Source organism: Candidatus Nanosynbacter featherlites, assembly GCF_005697565.1.
GTDB lineage: Bacteria > Patescibacteriota > Saccharimonadia > Saccharimonadales > Saccharimonadaceae > Nanosynbacter > Nanosynbacter featherlites.
This window is the reverse complement of record NZ_CP040004.1, coordinates 268,978-288,519: the sequence shown is the minus strand read 5'-3', so window position 1 is coordinate 288,519 and position 19,542 is coordinate 268,978. Positions and strand designations below refer to the sequence as shown.

Below are 19,542 nucleotides of genomic sequence, written 5' to 3'. Positions count from 1 at the left end.
AGCTTGCTAAAGGTACATTAAAGGGGTACTTGCACTGAGAAACCAATAGTTTATTAGCTATTTTTATACTGTGGGTTATAATAATCTGTAGAATGAATACCTATAGCTCTGATAGTCCGATCAATTCAAAGAAATATGACTCACTTGGAAGGCTTTCTTTTGCAGAAAAAATAGTCAGTATCCTGAACTCACTCGACAAAGAGAAGAGCTTTATCATCGGCCTGTATGCAAGCTGGGGCTCCGGTAAGACATCTACTATTAATTTAATTGAACAAAGAATTAATGACAGCACGAGAAAGCATAAACCAGTCCTTGTCAAACTTAATGCCTGGGAGCTTAATGGCAACGGCGACGCAATTTTTCATGAAATTCTTAAAAACATATACGAAAAAGTTACCGACAAAGCCTTCGGCGGCTTTCGAGAAAAAACTAGCAAATTCTTCGGCAAATTAAGTAGAGCAAAACTTCCAATTGATTCCACTATAGAGATCGATCTTAACTCTGGGGGTCGCAAGGAGACGTCCATATACCTCGGTAGGATTACAGCAAGCATGGATTATGTCAGCAGGATACTACAATCGAGCTACTTCATAAATAAGATTAAGATTAAAACACAGGAAAAAATCAAGAAATCAGGTAAAAAAGTGATCGTTGTCATTGATGACATAGACAGACTTGAAAGTCAAAGCATCGCAGATCTGATGCATATAATCGCCCAAATAGCAAACTATGCCGGCATAGTATATATACTCCCATTTGACAATAGGTATGTTGCATCAGCAATTGAACAATTCCTTCCACAAGGTGCCAGCGGCCAAGAATACCTCGAAAAAATTATACAAATACCTCTTGAGTTACCCAAAGCAAGCAGGTCGTCGCTAAATAGGATGCTGGCGGCTACTATTGAGTCAATCTGTAAGCAACATTCCATTGTCTTAGAGGAAAATGAAATAGAGCGATTCCGACTCATACTCGAGTATCATAACCTGGGTGCATATATACAATCACCGAGAGATATTAACCAACTGAATAATTCATTATTGTTTAGGCTTCCCCTGTGCCACGGAGAGATGAATATGGTTGATGTCATAGTGCTTGAAATTATTCGCCTATTTGACGATGGCCTATATAAAAGAATCAAAGACAACGGGGATATGTTAATAGAAAAAAACAGCTCCAAATATGGCATTAATGATGACGCCTCTCGCAAGAAGGACCTTCAGAATACTTTCGGAGGCGACGATCGTTGGTTAGAGATAGTACAAGAATTATTTCCTTTTGTTGCATATACACTTAAGGGCTATGGCAATATAAACGAGGATGACCTACGGTATCACCAACGGATTGCCTCAGACTATTATTTCGAGAAGTTCTTTGCATCGCTTGACGAAATAGAGGATATCTCTGATGTTGCAGTTATGAACTTACTGACGAATTCCGCTGACGAAGCCTCTATTCGTAAAAACTTACACATAATCAACGAGAATAACATTGCCACAGCACTATGGATTATCTCTAAAAGACACAGCGTCATAGAAAACAAACTGGCATTCTGTACATGTCTACTGGATTTAATCGAAGGAATGCCTACTGCCAGATCATCTTCACTAACACTTACAGCATTAGAGAGAGTGTTATTTACTATCGATGGCATACTTGCCGGTGAAGGTGAACATGAAAAGATCACAGGATATATATCTCTCATTAATCATCTCTTCGACCAAGACAGAATAGATACATTCTCACGCACTATAGACCACGTAATTCATTACAGTACAAATAAGGGGAATCACTCTATTGAACTGAAGAAAGATCAGATTCAACAATACAAGACTACTGCTTTGCAGTATATTAGGTGCTTTGCTAAGAATGATAAATTGCCGCTACTCAGTCAAAATGGCTCATCTATCCGACTATACACAAGATGGGCTGAGTTTTCCACCAGAGAGGAGACTAGTCAGCATTTAGAGAAAAAGATACAGTCAGCAGATGATGTAATAGGCTTTATACTACAGTTCGTAGGAACTTGGCATACTATAGGCAGAAGCGATTATACATATAGAGATTTGACACCAGATATAATGCGTAGTATAGATACCGTTATCAATATTGATACTTTGCACCAAATTATCATATCCGATCCGCGATATGGTACTCTAGGCAATATACAGGAGGTAGATCTTGTACTGTTTGAGCGTCCGACGACAGATAGTATTCGTGCTATCGCAAAAGTGGGAAATGAAAAATCCCCCGAGCTCAAGGAGGCCATAATAAAGCAGTTTAGCTACTTCTTTAATAAGAGACAAGAGGCGAAAGAGTAGAAGCTTTGGAGTCTCACGAGTTGTAATCATGCAACGCGAACACTGCGACCCCTTAATACCTTTCCAGCCAGCTCAAGCTTATGGCTTGACTGGCTATAATGATCAAAAAAGATATCGATGTCGTCATTATCTTTCCATATTGCACGGTTCTTGTAAAGCCATATTAATATTCTAATGGCAGCTTCAGCGTATTGCTTAGACCAGTTTAGGTAGTAGTCGGGCGTATCCTTTACACTAAAGACACCCTGATGAACGTAAGTATTGCGAGCTTCCTTTATTAGAGACCCTAGCTGTTTCCAGTACTTTTCCTCAGGGCGATAATTTTTGAATATATTTAGTATTTCTTCTTCTTTGCGAGTTTGTTGGTTTGCTTTCCTGGTAGCAATCTCTAGACACCTCCAAAATCCCAACAGGCCAAGATTTGGATCTTCCGCGCTCAAAGCAGACGCAAATTCCATAACAGTATACTTCAATCGCTCGGCAACTACAGAATTATCATCCTGAAACGCCCTTATCAGCACCTTATATAAACGCTCTTTACCAATATCTAAACTATTAAGACTTTCCGAAGGCAAAGAGTGTCTTCTTATATTAGACCAGAGTATCTCGACTTTGCTATCTTCTTCTGCAACAAACACACCAACATCACTTATGGCCATCCTATTATCGTTCGGGCCGTGTGAGAGCTTATGTTTCTGACGGTTAAACGACTGTACGACATTAACACAGTCTATAAAACCCTGAAAAGCTCTCGCAGTTTTATTAACAGCCTCTTCTACAGTAAGGTCGGCGACCTGAGCCCTAACTGCGTAAGTATCAAATTCGTTGTTGAGCTTTGGACAAACTTTATTTCGATACCACAAATACTCATTTGTGCCGCCAACCTTATCAACTATCTTCCAAAACGCTCGCTCGCTACACCATGTAAACTTAATACCGGAAAGAGTAAGTTGTGTTTTGAATAGATCTGCTTTGGCAGTCTTTGACCGAAAATATATTTGAAAGCAAACAGTGAAGTTCTTGTATTCTAAGTCCTGTGGTCTTGCTGTTAGCGATTCTCTGTTATAGGTATCATTTTTATAAACCATGCTAAGAAGCTTGCTATCAAATTCAGCGCGCGCTGTGGTCTTATTGTTGACTTTTCCGTACAATGCCCTAAACAGCAACTCAGCAGGGATGTTGTAGGGGTCATAAAACCATCCAGGAAGTGGTATACCCCCGAAGCTATCGTCTTTTCCTTGCTCTACAAGCCATTCGTGATATGCGTCTCGGCATTGTGTATAGAGCAGCTTTAGCTTTTCATCTTTACTATTGGTCACTAATGTTTATTATATGCCAAGTAGCAACACTTTGACAAATAAACCGCCCAGCCACTCCGGACTAGACGGTTGATGCGTAATTCTATGGCTGGGCCGGAGGGACTCGAACCCCCGAATGCCAGGACCAAAACCTGGTGCCTTACCACTTGGCGACGGCCCAATACGAGCAACGCGTGTGAGCGTAGCTACGTGTAACATTGTAGCACATCCGGGCAAGGATACCAAGCTTGCCAATCTGCCAACGCCGCCGTATAATCAAACTATGCATAAGCAATATGGTTTTACGATTGTAGAAGTGTTAGTAGTCGTCTTGGTCCTCGGTATATTGATGACCCTCGGTGGCCTAGCGTGGCGTACTGCCCGCGAAGACGCCATTAACAATGAAAGCAAGACTGAATTATTAACCATCCAAAATGCTGTCGAAGAATATTACACCCAAAACGGAGAATATCCTTGGCCTGCATCCTGTAGTAAATATAGTTCAGCGACCAACCGCACATGCGATGCTGGCGAGCTCAACCCATTACTGGTGCCAAAATATCTCAAAGAATTACCAACAGACTGGCGTGGCAAGCACTATGAATACACCGTCAACAAAAGTCCAGACAATCGCTATGGGTTGCTGATGTACCGAGCTAACGGCACCAAATGTCGCGTCGGCAAAGGCATCCTGGCAATGTGGTGGAATACACCAGCGCCAGCGGCTGAGAATTGCGACTTCTAAGCTGCTACTTGACTATTTCCCAAATGCGGTCTATTTGGGGTACAATAGGGTAATGAAGAAAGCGCAAACTGCAACGTTAACTCTGGAAAACATCGTTGGCGGCGGGCAAGCCATTGGCACACTGGCGGATGGACGCAAAGCGTTTGTGTGGGGCGGGCTGCCAGGTGAGCAGGTAACCATCAGATTGACCAAGAAAAAATCAAAATTTGTCGAAGGCATCGTAACCGAGGTTCATCACGCCAGTTTTGAGCGAATCACTCCGGTTGATCCAGGTAGCTATCTCAGCACTAGCCCCTGGCAAATCATGAATTTTTCAGCAGAGCAGCAGTACAAAGCCCAGTTGATCGCTGAGGCTTTTCGGCTACATCACGTTACCTTGCCGACTACACCAACAGTCTATACAGACGAGCAGCAATTGGCGTATCGTAACAAAGTCGAATACAGTTGGTACAGCGACACCGACCCGGACTCAGAAGCTGATACGCTTGATTTGGCATTTTTCCGACGTGGCTCAAAGGGTAAAATCACCGTCGACGGCACCTCGCTTGCTCGTCCCGAGATCAACACGCTAGCCCTAGAAATTCGCGACTTGCTGCGCACCAAACCAGTCACCGCACGTAACCTCAAAACAGTACTCATCAGATGCAGCCGGTCAGGAAAGTGCATTTGGCAATTGTACCTCAAAGACCGCTTGGAAAATGTCATCACCGCCGAAGAGGCAGCCGCACTGTCAGCCCAAGGCGGAGAAATTATCTATTCTAACCCCAAAAGCCCCGCCAGCGTCATCACCGAACGGCTAGCGGCGTTTGGCGACACTGTTCTCACTGACAAAGTACTGGACGTTCCGTTTCGCTATGTCGCTGAAGGATTTTTCCAGGTCAATCTACCGGTCTATGAGCAAGCTCTCACCGACATGGCAGCCTGGATCCGCACCGCGCCAGTGGGGTCAAGTAACGCTCCAGCAACTGTTGATATGTATTCGGGTGTCGGCACCATCGGCCTTACCATTGGCGGAGAACATGTCACATTGGTGGAAATCAATGAGCATGCCGTCAAAGAAATGCAGCGAAATATTCACGCTTTGGGGCGCGAAAACAATACAAAAGCTGTCTTGGCAGCCAGTGAACAAGCCCTTGATTATATTCACCCCGACAATCTCGTCATCGTCGATCCGCCACGAGCTGGCTTGCATGCGGACGTCGTCGACCGCTTGTTAGAAAAAATGCCGCCACGCATTGTCTATCTGAGCTGCAACCCTGTCACTCAAGCTCGGGACGTTGCTTTACTCAGTGAAAAATATCGCATTGTGCATCATCAAGGCTATAATTTCTTCCCACGCACACCACACATTGAGAATCTGGTTGTGCTAGACAGAGTGTTACATTAAGACTGCGAAGATCTGACTTTCACACCAGCGCGCAGTGCGAGCCACCACTGTAAGATTGCTGCCAGGACGATGACGCCAAGCGCTGGCAGTAGCACAATGATATCTGGCTTAGTAAAGTCGAAAAATCGGCGAAGCGGGCCAATGCCAAAGCTACCAGCCGCCACAACACTCACCGCCAACATGTACAGCAAGCGCGCTTTTCTGGCGTTGCGCGTTAAAGTAACGCCCAGCATTGGTCCAACCAAAAATACCAGATAGACGCCATAGAACGTTGCTGTCAGCACCGTCATGGTGGCGACTTCTTCAGGGCGATCAGGGAAGATGGCAGAGCCAATCCAATAGGTGAAGGCTACTGTCAGTCCCGTGATCAGCGCAATGGGCATCACGCTAACCAGCGTATGGCGCCAAAACAGGCGAGGATTGATGCGATGGTTCGGCACAGGCGGGAAAAATGTCCACATCAGAGTCGGCAGCGTCACTAGGAAAATATTCATAAAGGTGATGTGACGCGGCTGATATGGATAGACCATGCCCAGCGACAGCGTACACATCAGCAGCACGACGCCATACGTAATTTTGTGGAAGAACAGGGTAGCGATCACCTCAATCGCTTGCATGATTCGGTTACCCAGCCGCATACCAAGCGGCAAAGACGTGAATGAATTGTTCAACAAAATAATGTCTGAGACGCGACGCGACGCTGGTGCGCCCGCGTGCATAGCCACACCGAGATCAGCTTTCTTCAGCGCCAATGCGTCATTAACACCGTCACCGACCATGCCCGTGAACAAGGCCTGGCTTTTGTAATGCGCAATCAGCCGCTCCTTTTGCTCTGGATGCACCCGAGCAAATATGACGTGTTCGTCAGCTGCCTTGATAAAATCTTTGTCACTCAAAGCAGCCAGCGCCGCACCAGTGATGGCTTTTTCGGAATTATTGATGCCAGCCGCCGAGGCGATGAATTGCACCGTCCGTGGATTATCACCAGATATCACGCGAATACTGACGCCTTGGTCTTGCAAAAATTGTACAGTTTTCTGGACACCATCACGCAGCGAATTACGCAAAATCACCGCACCAATAGCACGGCCAGAACCGATAGACAAGTCTTTCAAAGCGCTCCGAGAATCATCAAATTCAGCCAGCAGCAGCACACGCAGGCCCTCATCAGCCCATTCATTGATCTGGCGCTGACCCATTTCATCAACCGGAGCCAGCTCTATGACAAACTCTGGTGCCCCCATGACAACCGTGTGAGTTTTACCCTCAAACTCAAACCGCAACCCTGCCATTTTGCGCGCAGACGAAAACGCCATAACGTCAATGATTTTAGCGTCTTTAGGCGGCGTGGCTGCTTCCAAGATGGCTTGGCCAGTGATGTTGCCGCCGCTGGTTTGCTCAGCAATCAACGCAGCAATCCCTGAAAGCGTTTCGCCTGATTGATCACCACTACCCAAAGCAACAATTTTCTCCAAGGTCACCTCATCACTGGTGAGCGTACCTGTTTTATCGACACACAGCAAGTTGAGTAGCGCCATGGCTTCAATGGCTGACAATTTTTGCGGCAAGACTCTGGCTTGTGCTAATTTGAGCGAACCAAACGCCAATAGTAGTGAACTTGCCAGTAGTAAACCCTCCGGCACAACCGTCACGGCCGCTGAGGTAATGGTTTTTAATATCTGCACTGAGTCTTGACCAGACGTCATATAAGCGATGAAAATCAACGCCGCCAGCCCAAACGCACCAAACGTCAAAAAACTAATTGCTCGTTGAATTGCTCGTTGCAGGGGGGTCAGCTCTGGTTTGTACTGCTTCAACACTTGACTGATGGCACCGGCTTTTGTATCCGCACCAACCGCTGTGACGCGAGCCTCGCCAGAGCCAGCCAACACAGTGGTCGCCGCCCAAGCTGTATCACCAACGCTTTTTTCTACCGCCGCCGATTCGCCAGTCAACATACTTTCGTTCAGTTCTAAGCCTTTAACCTCCAGCATCTCCACGTCTGCTGGCACTTCATCACCAGCAATCAGCTGGATTTTATCCCCGACCTGCAACGCATCATACGCCACTTCCGTCACGGAACCATCAGCCGACAACAACCGTGCTCGCGGCTGACTCATCAACTCCAGCTTCTTGAGCGCTCGTTTGGCACGAATTTCCTGAACAATACCAATCAGCGAGTTCACGACAATCACCACTGAGATAAACCACGCATCACGGTACTCCCGAGCATAAATCAGTGCGCCCGCCAGCAAGAAAATCGCAAGCACAATCGGCGAAAACAAATTACGACGAATAATCTCCCAATAGCCGTTCATTACTTGGCGCGGACCTTCCTGTAGGCAAACCGAGCACCCACCCGCCATTCGCCGTGTACGTCAGGATCAAACTGATGGATTTCGCCATTTTTGATTTCTGAAACCACTGCCAGGGCAGGGTTATATGGCGCCAATGTTCGGTAAAAAATCAAATCCTCCTCTGACTGTACTGTCATACCAGGAAAAACTTCTTGAAATTTTTGACGACCAAGAATATCAAAATAATCTGGCTGATATTTGGGCGGATAGAACTCGTCCAGCCTGAGTCCCATGCGTACTGCTATTTTTTTGACATCCGCCAGCGTCATGTTAGAAGACGCGCGCAAATAGAGCAGCAACTGATTGTTAGACGCCATAAATACCGCCGCTTGAGCAGTGCGGCCAACATCAGACAACGGCAAGATAAATCGTTTTACTGAGACATCAACATCAAATGCTTCGCTGATTAAAGATTCCAACTCCGACGCGGTCACTGTAGGCTTCATGGCTTTATTTTACCATTTTCAACCGCACGCGTATACTGTAAGTATGGATTTTTCTACACGCTACGCCAACCTTAATGCCAATCAACGTTCTGCCGTTGACAAAATTCACGGACCGTTGTTGGTCATCGCAGGTCCTGGCACGGGCAAAACTGAGCTGCTGAGCATGCGAGCTGCTCACATATTACGCCAAACTGACACCTTACCGAGCAACATTTTATGCCTGACGTTTACTGACTCGGGTGCGGTGAACATGCGGCAGCGATTACAGCAAATCATCGGCGAAGACGCCTACAAAGTCGCCATTCACACCTTCCACAGCTTCGGCTCAGAAATTATCAACACCAACCGGCAATATTTCTTCCACGGCGCAGATCGGCAACCAACCGACGAACTGACACAGCAACAGATTCTGCAAGAAATTTTTGAGGCCATGAGCTGGGACAATCCACTCAACGTCAAAAACAATGACGAATTTATCTATCTGAAAGAAACACTTAAAACCATTTCCGCATTCAAAAGCAACGGTCTGACCTCTGAAGAAATACAACATATTCTGGACGACGTGGAGCGAACAATCACAGAAATTTCTGAAGCCATCACGCAGCTCTTCCAAACCACCATCAAAAAATCAACCATCCCAGCATTTGCCAACGTAGCAGAAATAGCAGCAAGCATCACCCCGCAGCCTTTACCGGCAGCCATCACACCGTACGCCAATGTACTGGCACTCAGCATGGCTAACGCCGCACAAGAAGCCTTGGAAAATGACAGCACCAAACCCATCACCGCCTGGAAAAATGCCTGGTGTAAGAAGAACGCAACAGGGGGGTTTGTCTTAAAGGACAGTGAATCAATCACTAAACTACGTGCCGTCACTCACGTGTACGACCAATACCGCAGCGCACTGGCACAGCGTGGACTGTTTGACTATGACGACATGATTTTGAACGTGTTGGACGCATGCAAACACCAGCCAGATCTAAGGGCAAACCTCCAGGAGCAATACCAGTTCATCATGGTAGACGAATTCCAAGACACTAACTTGGCGCAGCTGCAGTTACTGTTCAATCTGACTGGCGACGAGCCTGAGCCAAACATCATGGCAGTCGGTGACGACGACCAAGCCATTTTTAGCTTTCAGGGCGCCAACGTTGGCAACATCCAACGCTTCCGCCAGCACTATCACGACCCAGCCGTCATCGTCCTGACTGACAACTACCGTTCGGCAGAGCAAATCCTCACCACCGCCCGCAGCGTCATCACCCAAGGCAGCGACCGCCTGGAAAACACCATTCCTGACTTATCCAAACAACTAACACCCCACGCCTCATCATCAGACGCCACCGTCAAACTGAGCCGTTTCATGACACTACTGGACGAAAGGGCAGGCGTTGCTAAGCAAATTGCAGAGCTCATCGCCTCAGGCACGCCGCCCGAAGAGATCGCCGTCATATCTCGCCGACATCATGAACTGATTGAGCTCTTGCCTCATCTGTACCAAAACAATATCAGCGTCAATTATGAACACCATGACGACATCCTGGAACTAGACAGTATCAAAGCGTTGGAACTGCTAGCCCGCATCGTCATCTCGCTCCACAACAACGACCTAACCACCGCCAATAGCTTACTACCAGAGTTGCTGGCGCACCCAGCGTTTGGCTTCGCCGCCACGGACATCTGGAAATTAAGCCTGGCAGCCTGGTGCAACCGACAGTTCTGGCTGGAAGCAATGCTCGCCCAAACAACATTTGAGCCGTTGGCTCAGTGGCTATTAGGGCAAGCTAAAAACGTCCCCAACCTCACGCTGGAAGAGCATATCGATGAACTATTAGGCCTCACCGAAACCGCCACCAACCGCTCTCTCTACACCTACTATTTCTCACCAGAAAAATTACAGTCGGACCCAGAAGCCTACCTCACCACCCTAGAAGCGCTGCGCACCTTGCGCCAGAAATTACGCGACCACTACACTGAGGCAACGCCAACCTTGACACAGCTTCTCCAGTTTATCGATCTCCATCATTTGACCAAGACTCGCCTCACCAGCATCAGGCCAGCTGCCGAGCACAAATCAGGTTCAATCAATCTCATGACCGCCCACAAATCAAAGGGCTTGGAATTTTCACACGTATTCATCATCGGCGCAACTGACAACATATGGGGCGAGAAAGTCCGTGCGCGCAGTCGGCTCATCCGCTATCCAGCTAACCTACAGCTCCAGCCGGCAGGCAACAACTACGACGAGCGTTTGCGCCTATTTTTCGTCGCCATGACTCGCGCCAAGCAAACCCTTCACCTCAGTCACAGCCTCACGGACACTGGCGGTAAGGACAATTTGATTGCCAGCTTCCTAAGCTCCCTGGAGTTAGAAACGTCAACCATTGAGACCCCTGAGGCTACTGATGCAACCGAGTCGCTCCTGACCGACTGGCGCGCCAAGTTGACTGAACCGCACGACGGAGTGCTACAGGAAGTCTTGGCGCCAATCTTACAGCACTACAAACTATCCGCCACCCATCTGAACAATTTTCTCGACGTCTCACATGGCGGCCCTCAAGGATTTTTGTTAAATAACTTGCTCCATTTCCCACAAGCCAAAAGCCCATCCGCCGCCTATGGAACCGCGGTTCACGCCTGTCTGCAGCAACTACACGATATATTTGTTGCAGATGGGAAGCTACCGCCACGCCCAGAAATCATGCGCTTGTATGCTCAAACCTTGGCAGCACAACACCTATCGCCAGATGACACCAAACTATTCACCGAAAAGGGGCAATCAGTCCTGACCGCTTTTCTGGACGCCAAACAAAGCAGCTTCACCCAGCAGCAACTGACTGAGCTCAGCTTTGCCAACCAAAACGCCTTCATTGGTCAAGCGCATTTGACAGGCTCACTAGACCTGGTTGATGTAGACAAGACAGAAAAAACCATCTACGTCACAGACTATAAAACTGGCAAGCCATCGCACTCCTGGAAGGGGACGTCTGACTATGAAAAAATCAAGCTCCACAAATACCGCCAGCAGCTGATGTTCTATCAACTTCTGGTCAAATCATCACGTGATTATGGCAATTTCACTTTCACCGGCGCCTGCCTTCAGTTCGTCGAGCCAGACATAAAAACCGGCGATATCCTCAGCCTGGAAGATACGTTCTCCGAGGAGGAATTAGCTGAATTTGCGCGGCTTGTCGGCATCGTCTGGCGGAAAATCACCACCCTAGATCTGCCAGACGTTTCTGGCTATTCAGCAGATTATAAAGGCATGTTACAGTTTGAAAAAGACCTATTAACAGGGGACATTTAAATTATTTTCTGCTATATTGTTGCTATTTTTTACAGTTCGTGTTATGATATTCATTAGCTTTTGTTCGTGGAGCTAGCTCTTGACAAGATGCCGCAAATGGCGTCAAGTCCTGACCATGCTTCGCACAAAAGCATGGTTTGACAGGAGAGTTAGCTCTTTTCTATCGCCGCAACTGCGGCAGAGAGGGGGTGAAACCCTTGGCTGGAAACCAAACCTGGGCACGCATTTGCGCCCAGAGGGATTATGAGGACGCCGTTAGATACGGCGCACCCAAAAAAGCTCTCGACAACCTCTATGCAGTCCTGCTTGAGAAGCAGGCCATAGAAAACGAGGCAACCGGACGGAGCGACCGCCCCAGGAAGCTCCACTGGTAATCTCTTTTGACAGTCGAGGTTTGTGCGACCTCGAAACCCGCTGACTTTCGCAGTCAGCAAAGGGCGTCTGTCCGCCCCTGGGGTGATTCGCCCAGCTGGTAGCCCAGAAAAGAATCACAGGACATATAGCTCTAATCGGCAGAGCGCCCGCGTCGACAACGGTGTCGACGCAATGGGAGGCTGCGGGTTCGAGTCCCGCTGTGTCCGCTTCGCGGTTGCATGCGCAATCACACGACCTCATCACCCGTGTGAAGTCGTATGTAAGCGAAAAAACTTGGGTGTTTCGCCACTCCGCCCGAGTTTCATTGACTTCTCAGCTTTGTTTTGTGGTCCAATGGCGTACGACAAACCAAAGCAGGTGTATACCGCTACATCGAGAAGACCAATGTTTTCAACACAGAATGGTCAGGGTGTGCCAGGTTTGGGAGACAGGACATTCGAAGTCCACCGTCTCGCGGGTTCGACTCCCGTCACATCCACTGAGATGGCACAATGGCGTGTCATCTCTCCCTCCCCGGGTTCGCGAGATTCACTCGTGGCAGTTTTTCTCACCGTCGAGATCAACTCCGAGCAGAACCGCTTGAGCCTACCAACGCCCCTCATTCTCAATGGCGAGAGTGAGGGGTTTTCTCCTTTTTTATGGTAAAATAACAGAGATGACATCATTTTGGGACAACCTACCGCAGCCGTTTTTCATCTTGGCACCCATGGAAGCCGTCACTGACGTGGTGTTTCGTCATGTCGTCAAGCAAGCAGGCGCGCCCGACGTGTTTTTCACGGAGTTTGCCAATGCCACTGGTTGGGTGCATGCTGGCGACAAGGCCATCGCTGGGCGGCTCGTCAAGACCGACGACGAACATCCATTGGTCGCCCAAATCTGGGGTGGTGAGCCGGGCGACATGGAACAATTTGCCGCTCACTGTATGGAGCTCGGCTTTGACGGCATTGACATTAACATGGGCTGTCCCGCCAAATCCGCCATCAAATCAGGCGGTGCCGCACTCATTCGCCGACCCGACGTTGCCATGGCCGCCATCGCCGCTGCCAAAACCGCTGGATTACCAGTCAGTGTCAAGACACGGCTGGGCTATACGTATGTTGACGAATGGCGAGAGTGGCTGAGCACACTACTGGCGCAGAACCTCGCCAACCTAACCATCCACCTCCGCACTAAAAAAGAAATGAGCAAAGTTCCAGCGCACTACGAGCTTATCGACGACATTATCAAGCTACGCGACGACATCGCTCCGCAAACTCTCTTGACTATCAACGGCGACGTCCGCGACCGAACCCACGGCGAAGAATTAGTCAGAGCCCACCCAGGCCTCAACGGCGTCATGATCGGACGGGGAATTTTCAGCAATCCGTTTTGCTTTCGGAAAGGCGGAGTGTCTTCAGAGATCGAGGATAAGCGGGTGATCGTCGGCGGGGCAGCACCCATTTCTGAACAAATCTCTGATTTTTCAGAAGAAGGGGCGGACCGACTAGCAGGACCAGCGTCTAGCGACCTACGTGCCGTCACAAACGACGATGATGGGAGCGGTAATGTTAAATCAGAACTTATATGTCTATTACATTACCACCTTGACCTCTTTGACCACTACCAACCAACCCTCGGACGCCCCTACGAAACCCTCAAACGCTTCTTCAAAATCTACATCCGCGACTTCGATGGCGCCAAAGAACTGCGTGACCGGCTAATGCACACCAAAAGCACCGACGAAGCCCGTCTAGCTATTGCAAATATATGTAATTTGTGATATAATATAACTTATGCGCCAGTTCGAAGGATATTCGCTCACAACACCAATCACCATCGGTGATGTGCATAATCTATCAAAACAAGTAACTCGACTACCTCGAGGGAGTATCGCTCTATTAGGCACCGACCGACTCGGCATACCATTAGAGCAGCTCGACATAGAACTAACGCCTCGTGATGATTACGCAGAAGGTCGTCGTAACAGCATCAATGAGGTTGGGTTTTATGACGCAACATTGTACTGCTCAGACATACCCCTCGTAACTCAGCCTTGGGCAATCAAGCCATATCTTACCTCTCGTACAGCCGTGAAGGATATCGCTACAATGCAAGCCATTAATAGCCTACGACACCCTCAAGCAATCCGCACCTTTGAACCAAGAGGTATTGCTCGTCTCGAAAATGGTGAGGTGGCGGTTATTAGTGATTTTATACAGGGTGTACGTAGCTGCGACAGCCTAGTTGATGCATACCGCGAAACGACACTACCTGAGGAAAAAGCGCGACTTATCGCCCGTACCGCATTCTCTACTATGCACTATTTTCACAGCCTCCCAGAGCCATATACAATGAACGACGCACAGATAAAGAACTTTGCGTTTACTATCAATACCGAACCGTGGTGTATTGACACTGAAAAATTTCTATCGACAGACAAAGACGACCCAACATCAATCGGTCAATTCGGACGAGATATTGAGTGCTGTGTTTATTCAATGAGCGGTCAATCCAATAATGACGGTCAGCAAATGTTAATTCCCGAACTTATTATTGAGCATTTTATTAAGCCATACGAAGAGGATATCTCTAATCTATTTCCCCGCGATACCGCTAGTATTATGCAAACATCGATTGAAAATCTCAAACAAGACATAGCCCAAGGAGTCTGATGTCAGGGCCCTTGGTGGCGATGTAATTAGCGTCGTCGCTTGTGCCGCTGCAAATCAGCTACCTTCAACCGCACCAAGTGTCGGTCGATAAGCTGTTTGGCTTTCTCGCGCTCTATTTGGTCGTCGGCGTTGTCACGGGCTGCAATGGCTCGCTCCAATGCCGCCTGAGTTTCTGCTTCAATGATGTCGTCGCCGTGATCAGCCTCGTCAACCAAAATCCGCACGCCTGTCTGATCAATTTCCACCACACCGCCGGAGATAGCAAAGAATTCTTCTTCCTGCGTCTCCTTAGTGCGGCGGACAGTGATGACGCCGTCCCTCGCCACCGTCACCAGTGGCTCGTGGCTCGGCAGCACCGAAATCTCGCCGTCAATGGTCGGGATGGTTACCGAATAGACCATCTCATCCAGCTTGATACCACCGAGCGTTACCAGCTTCAAATTCATCAGGCTAGTCCTTCTTCGCCTCTGCTTGCTTTGCGCTTTCGGCGTCGCGAGCTACTTGGTCGGCCAAAGTGCCTTGCACCATGTAGAACCAGCTTTCCGGCTTGTCGTCGTATTTACCAGCCAAGATGTCGGCAGCGTCGCGAATGGTATCTTCCAGCTTGACGTACACGCCAGGGTTGCCAGTAAATTTCTCAGCCACGTGGAATGGCTGCGCCAGGAAGCGCTGGATGCGGCGAGCCCGAGCGACGATTTGCTTCTGGTCGTCCGACAATTCTTCCATACCAAGGATGGCGATGATATCCTGCAATTCCTTGTACTGCTGCAGCACTCGCTGAACTTCGCGCGCCACGCGGTAATGCTCCTCACCGACGATTTCTGGATCCAACGAATTAGAGCTAGAATCCAACACATCGACGGCCGGATAGATACCAATTTCCGTCAGGGCACGGTTCATCACGATGGTCGCATCCAGGTGGGCGAAGGTCGTGGCCGGCGCTGGGTCGGTCAAGTCGTCAGCTGGCACATACACCGCCTGAACAGAGGTAATCGAACCCTTTTTCGTCGAAGTAATACGCTCCTGCAACGCACCCATTTCTTGCTGCAAGTTTGGCTGATAGCCCACAGCGCTTGGCAGTCGGCCCAGCAGCGCCGACACCTCAGCACCAGCCTGCGTGTAGCGGTAAATATTGTCGATAAACAGCAGCACGTCCTTACCTTCGTCACGAAAGGCTTCAGCCATCGCCAGACCCGACAGTGCCACGCGCAAACGCGCTCCAGGCGGCTCGTTCATCTGGCCAAACACCAGCGAAGTCTTGTCCAACACGCCCGCTTCTTCCATCTCATAGTACAGGTCATTTCCTTCGCGGGTACGCTCACCAACGCCGGCAAAGACCGAGTTACCAGAGTGGAACTTAGCGATATTGTTGATTAGCTCGGTGATCAGGACAGTTTTACCGACACCAGCACCGGCGAACAGACCAGCTTTACCACCTTTGGCCAGCGGTGCGATGAGGTCGACAACCTTAATTCCAGTTTCCAAAATCTCCGTCTTGTTGGACTGCTCAGACAGATCCGGAGCAGGGCGGTGAATTGGCGCAGTTTTGCCCTTTGGCTGCGGTTTCTCGTCAATAGCTTCACCAACCACGTTGAACATGCGCCCCTGGGTCTCGGCGCCCACTGGCACAGAAATCGGCGCACCAGTCGCCACCACGTCCGCACCGCGAGCCAACCCGTCAGTCGACGACAGCGCAATAGTTCGCACGGTGTGCTCGTCGAGATGCTGTGCTACTTCCAGTACCAACGTCTCTTTGCCGTTCTTGACATGTAACGCATCATAAATTGCCGGCAATTTAACATCGCGTGGAAACTCCACATCGACCACCACGCCAACGATTTGAATAATTTTTCCTAGTGTTTTACTCATCAATTCCTCCTTTGATCTTGCTCATATCTCCATTTATCACCGTACAATCAATTGCCATCAAATCTTCAGCAAAGGGCGACTTTGCGTCAATTGGGCGTAGCGCGTACACTGGCTTTCCGAGCGCAAATGCCCAGCCAGCCTCAAAGAAACACGACGCACCAATATAGCCATCGCCACGTTCATCATCAAAATTCGCCAGCAGCAAAGCATTGCTGTCTTGCAATCGGCTCATGTGTTCATCAATATACTGCCGCTTCGTCAGGCGCTCCTCGGTTTGAGGCATTGTGGCCTGATAGCCTGCTGCTTCCAATAGCTCCTGCAATGCAGCGAATTTATCTGCATGGCGCATCGATGCTGAAACTAGGATTTTCATTGTTCCATCGCCTCCACACCACCGGAAATTTCTGCCAATTCCTGGGTAATCGCACCCTGACGAGCCTTGTTCATCGCCAAGGTCAAATCATCCACCAAGTCAGAAGCATTATCCGTCGCATTCTTCATAGCCATCATCCGCATGGAGTGCTCACTGGCGCGAGCGTCCAGTAGCGCTTGAAACAATCGCGCACCCGTCAAACGGTAGGCAACGGCGTCCAGTACCTCTGGAATACTTGGTTCATACTTGGCATCAGAAACCGTATTTGAGACCTCGCTTGGATCAACCAAGGCCTTGGTACCTGCCGGTAGCAAACGCGACAGTTCCGCTGTTTGCACCATGCTATTCACAAATCGTGTATACACCAACGTCACCGCGTCAACCTCGCCATTCTCAAACATGCTGATGGCAGTGTTCAAAATCGTGTGAAAAGTAAGTCCTGTTGGTTGGTCTGGCAAATTATCATAATTACCCACCACTTTGGTATCCTTCAAGCGTGATGCAAACTGCGAAGCTCGGCGGCCGACGGTCAAGGTAAGATTCTCAATGCCGCGCTCATCGTCGCGTTTCAGCAGCTCCAGATATTTCTTCAGAACATTGGTATTATACGCACCAGCCAGGCCTTTGTCGCTGGCAATGACGATGATCAAGCGCTTAGTGATTTTGCGGCGCTTAAACAGTGGGTGGTTATCAGTTACACCTTGGCTGGCCAAGTAGCTCAGCAACTCCTCGGCTGCCATGGTGTAGGGAGCTGATGCCTTGTCCGCCTCTTGTGAACGGCGCATTTTGCTGGCCGCCACCAACTGCATCGCCTTAGTGATTTGCTTGGTCGAATCCACTGAGCGAATGCGATTTTTCAGCGCACGAGTACTCGGCATGGATTACTCCTCAAAGCCTTTCGCTGCCACCTGCGTTGCCTCGTCAATGACCTGGAGTTGCTCGTCAGTTGGCTTGGCGCCCTTGTTCAATTCACGCATGGTGTCTTTAGTGCTATTCCAAAGTTGCGTCAATAGACCAGCCTGCGCTTCCTTGATCTTGGCAACTGGCACATTGTCAAAGGCACCGCTGGTCACCGCGTGGATGCTAACAAATTGTTCCCAGACGCTCATTGGCTGGTACTGCGGCTGCTTCAGTAGCTCAGTCAGGCGCTGACCACGGTCAATTTGTGCCTTGGTCGCGTCATCCAGATCCGAGCCAAATTGCGCAAACGACGCCAATTCACGGAACTGTGAAAGACCGAGCTTCAAGTTACCACCAACCGATTTAACCGCCTTAGTCTGGGCAGCACCACCGACACGGGAGACCGATAGACCAGCAGAGATAGCCGGACGAATACCTTGGTAGAACAAATCAGTTTCCAGAAAAATCTGACCGTCGGTGATGGAAATCACGTTGGTCGGGATGTACGCCGAGATGTCACCAGCCTGCGTCTCGATGATCGGCAGGGCAGTCAGTGAGCCAGCACCCAATTCATCTGACAACTTAGCTGAACGCTCCAGCAGGCGAGAGTGCAGGTAGAAGACATCACCAGGATAGGCCTCGCGTCCCGGTGGACGACGGAGCAAGAGCGACATCTGGCGGTAGGCCACGGCGTGCTTGGTCAAATCGTCATAAATCATCAGTGCGTGACCGCCGTTGTCGCGGAAATATTCACCCATGGCGGTACCAGCATATGGTGCCAAGTACAACAGGGAAGCTGCGTCCGACGGGCTGGTCGCCACCACGATGGTTTGCTCCATCACGCCTTCTTCTTTCAGGCGGTCAACCAACCGGGCAATCTTTGATAATTTCTGCCCAATCGCCACGTAGACGTTCACCACGCCAGTCTTTTGCCGCGCCTGGTTGATCATGGTGTCGATGGCAATGGCCGTTTTTCCCGTCTGACGGTCGCCGATGATCAGCTCACGCTGCCCGCGACCGATTGGGAACATGGCGTCAATTGACATGATACCGGTCATCAGTGGCTCATGCACTGACTTACGGCCCATCACGCCGATGGCTGGCCGTTCAATCAGCCCACGCTGCTTCGTCTTGATGGCTGGTCCACCATCGAGCGGCCGACCAAGCGGGTCAACCACCCGGCCGAGCAGCTCCTCGCCAACTGGCACATCCAGCACCGCACCCTTGCGTCGGACGCTGGCGCCAGCCTTGACTTTTTCTTCACCGCCGAGGATCACCGCACCGATTTCGTCTTCCATTAAGTTCAGGGCGAATGCTTCCACTACGCCACCATCAGTTTCAATTTCTAGCACTTCGCTATAGCCAGCTTTACTGAGGCCGTGCACCCACGCCACGCCGTCACCGACACGGATGACCACACCAGCGTCCTCTAGTCCTTCCGTCGCCTCCAGCTGCGCGATTTTTTCCCGCAGGCTTTTGGCTAGTTCTGTCACATCAATCTTGCTCATTTTTC

Annotated in this window: 14 protein-coding genes and 2 tRNA genes; 7 read left to right on the top strand and 9 right to left on the bottom strand. The window is 49.5% G+C overall.

Annotated elements, in window-relative coordinates:
• Nucleotides 1-92 precede the first annotated feature (92 nt).
• Nucleotides 93-2,321 carry a KAP family P-loop NTPase fold protein gene (locus tag FBF37_RS01445; protein WP_138078793.1) on the top strand — a complete coding sequence of 743 codons (2,229 nt, stop codon included), beginning with the start codon at nt 93-95 and terminating at the stop codon, nt 2,319-2,321.
• A 26-nt stretch (nt 2,322-2,347) separates the two neighbouring features.
• Here FBF37_RS01445 and FBF37_RS01440 read toward each other — a convergent pair whose 3' ends face one another.
• Together FBF37_RS01440 and FBF37_RS01435 are read right to left on the bottom strand one after the other, a co-directional pair.
• A complete protein-coding gene (locus FBF37_RS01440; protein ID WP_138078791.1) occupies nt 2,348-3,640 on the bottom strand; it encodes a hypothetical protein in 1,293 nt (430 codons plus the stop codon).
• An 85-nt stretch (nt 3,641-3,725) separates the two neighbouring features.
• A tRNA-Gln gene (locus FBF37_RS01435) sits at nt 3,726-3,800 on the bottom strand.
• A 102-nt stretch (nt 3,801-3,902) separates the two neighbouring features.
• Here FBF37_RS01435 and FBF37_RS01430 point away from each other — a divergent pair.
• Both FBF37_RS01430 and FBF37_RS01425 read left to right on the top strand, forming a co-directional pair.
• Nucleotides 3,903-4,364 (top strand): type II secretion system protein, encoded by a 462-nt coding sequence (locus FBF37_RS01430; RefSeq protein ID WP_174843576.1) that lies wholly within the window; start codon nt 3,903-3,905, stop codon nt 4,362-4,364.
• Between the two features lie 52 nt (nt 4,365-4,416).
• Nucleotides 4,417-5,751 carry a class I SAM-dependent RNA methyltransferase gene (locus FBF37_RS01425; protein ID WP_138078789.1) on the top strand — a complete coding sequence of 445 codons (1,335 nt, stop codon included), beginning with the start codon at nt 4,417-4,419 and terminating at the stop codon, nt 5,749-5,751.
• Here the strand turns inward: FBF37_RS01425 and FBF37_RS01420 are convergent.
• Nucleotides 5,748-8,069, bottom strand: a complete 2,322-nt coding sequence (locus FBF37_RS01420) for an HAD-IC family P-type ATPase (RefSeq protein WP_138078787.1) — start codon at nt 8,067-8,069, stop codon at nt 5,748-5,750. The genes FBF37_RS01425 and FBF37_RS01420 overlap by 4 nt on opposite strands.
• Nucleotides 8,069-8,554, bottom strand: a complete 486-nt coding sequence (locus FBF37_RS01415) for a hypothetical protein (protein ID WP_138078785.1) — start codon at nt 8,552-8,554, stop codon at nt 8,069-8,071. Before FBF37_RS01415 ends, FBF37_RS01420 begins: the two co-directional genes overlap by 1 nt.
• 43 nt (nt 8,555-8,597) lie before the next feature.
• Here FBF37_RS01415 and FBF37_RS01410 point away from each other — a divergent pair, with 43 nt between their 5' ends.
• The 4 genes from FBF37_RS01410 (at nt 8,598) to FBF37_RS01395 (ending at nt 14,887) form a co-directional block, all read left to right on the top strand.
• Nucleotides 8,598-11,861 (top strand): ATP-dependent helicase, encoded by a 3,264-nt coding sequence (locus FBF37_RS01410; protein ID WP_236861257.1) that lies wholly within the window; start codon nt 8,598-8,600, stop codon nt 11,859-11,861.
• A 493-nt stretch (nt 11,862-12,354) separates the two neighbouring features.
• Nucleotides 12,355-12,442: transfer RNA gene (locus FBF37_RS01405), tRNA-OTHER, on the top strand.
• A gap of 449 nt (nt 12,443-12,891) precedes the next feature.
• Nucleotides 12,892-13,995 carry a tRNA dihydrouridine synthase gene (locus tag FBF37_RS01400; RefSeq protein WP_138078781.1) on the top strand — a complete coding sequence of 368 codons (1,104 nt, stop codon included), beginning with the start codon at nt 12,892-12,894 and terminating at the stop codon, nt 13,993-13,995.
• Nucleotides 13,996-14,008: 13 nt separating this feature from the next.
• Nucleotides 14,009-14,887: a protein kinase family protein gene (locus FBF37_RS01395; protein WP_138078779.1), complete on the top strand. Its 879-nt coding sequence runs from the start codon at nt 14,009-14,011 to the stop codon at nt 14,885-14,887.
• 26 nt (nt 14,888-14,913) lie between these two features.
• Here FBF37_RS01395 and atpC read toward each other — a convergent pair whose 3' ends face one another.
• The 5 genes from atpC to atpA are packed head-to-tail and all read right to left on the bottom strand — an operon-like array spanning nt 14,914 to nt 19,537.
• On the bottom strand, nt 14,914-15,333 hold the full coding sequence (gene atpC, locus FBF37_RS01390; protein WP_138078777.1) for an ATP synthase F1 subunit epsilon: 420 nt from the start codon (nt 15,331-15,333) through the stop codon (nt 14,914-14,916).
• Between the two features lie 4 nt (nt 15,334-15,337).
• A complete protein-coding gene (gene atpD / locus FBF37_RS01385) occupies nt 15,338-16,756 on the bottom strand; it encodes a F0F1 ATP synthase subunit beta (protein ID WP_138078775.1) in 1,419 nt (472 codons plus the stop codon).
• Complete coding sequence (locus tag FBF37_RS01380; protein ID WP_138078773.1) at nt 16,749-17,129, bottom strand: nucleoside 2-deoxyribosyltransferase; 381 nt, start codon at nt 17,127-17,129, stop codon at nt 16,749-16,751. The genes atpD and FBF37_RS01380 overlap by 8 nt, the downstream gene beginning before the upstream one ends.
• Entirely contained in the window at nt 17,126-18,007 is an 882-nt protein-coding gene (gene atpG / locus FBF37_RS01375) for an ATP synthase F1 subunit gamma (protein WP_138078772.1), read from the bottom strand. Before atpG ends, FBF37_RS01380 begins: the two co-directional genes overlap by 4 nt.
• Nucleotides 18,008-18,010: 3 nt before the next feature.
• Nucleotides 18,011-19,537, bottom strand: a complete 1,527-nt coding sequence (gene atpA / locus FBF37_RS01370) for a F0F1 ATP synthase subunit alpha (RefSeq protein WP_138078769.1) — start codon at nt 19,535-19,537, stop codon at nt 18,011-18,013.
• Nucleotides 19,538-19,542 lie beyond the last annotated feature (5 nt).

Bases quoted from the DNA above. Each gene is read 5' to 3' on its own strand.
- FBF37_RS01400 (WP_138078781.1), top strand. From the start codon at position 12,892: ATGACATCATTTTGGGACAACCTACCGCAGCCGTTTTTCATCTTGGCA.
- atpC (WP_138078777.1), bottom strand. From the start codon at position 15,333: ATGAATTTGAAGCTGGTAACGCTCGGTGGTATCAAGCTGGATGAGATG.
- FBF37_RS01395 (WP_138078779.1), top strand. From the start codon at position 14,009: ATGCGCCAGTTCGAAGGATATTCGCTCACAACACCAATCACCATCGGT.
- FBF37_RS01430 (WP_174843576.1), top strand. From the start codon at position 3,903: ATGCATAAGCAATATGGTTTTACGATTGTAGAAGTGTTAGTAGTCGTC.
- FBF37_RS01445 (WP_138078793.1), top strand. From the start codon at position 93: ATGAATACCTATAGCTCTGATAGTCCGATCAATTCAAAGAAATATGAC.
- FBF37_RS01425 (WP_138078789.1), top strand. From the start codon at position 4,417: ATGAAGAAAGCGCAAACTGCAACGTTAACTCTGGAAAACATCGTTGGC.
- atpG (WP_138078772.1), bottom strand. From the start codon at position 18,007: ATGCCGAGTACTCGTGCGCTGAAAAATCGCATTCGCTCAGTGGATTCG.
- atpD (WP_138078775.1), bottom strand. From the start codon at position 16,756: ATGAGTAAAACACTAGGAAAAATTATTCAAATCGTTGGCGTGGTGGTC.
- FBF37_RS01380 (WP_138078773.1), bottom strand. From the start codon at position 17,129: ATGAAAATCCTAGTTTCAGCATCGATGCGCCATGCAGATAAATTCGCT.
- FBF37_RS01420 (WP_138078787.1), bottom strand. From the start codon at position 8,069: ATGAACGGCTATTGGGAGATTATTCGTCGTAATTTGTTTTCGCCGATT.
- FBF37_RS01415 (WP_138078785.1), bottom strand. From the start codon at position 8,554: ATGAAGCCTACAGTGACCGCGTCGGAGTTGGAATCTTTAATCAGCGAA.
- atpA (WP_138078769.1), bottom strand. From the start codon at position 19,537: ATGAGCAAGATTGATGTGACAGAACTAGCCAAAAGCCTGCGGGAAAAA.
- FBF37_RS01410 (WP_236861257.1), top strand. From the start codon at position 8,598: ATGGATTTTTCTACACGCTACGCCAACCTTAATGCCAATCAACGTTCT.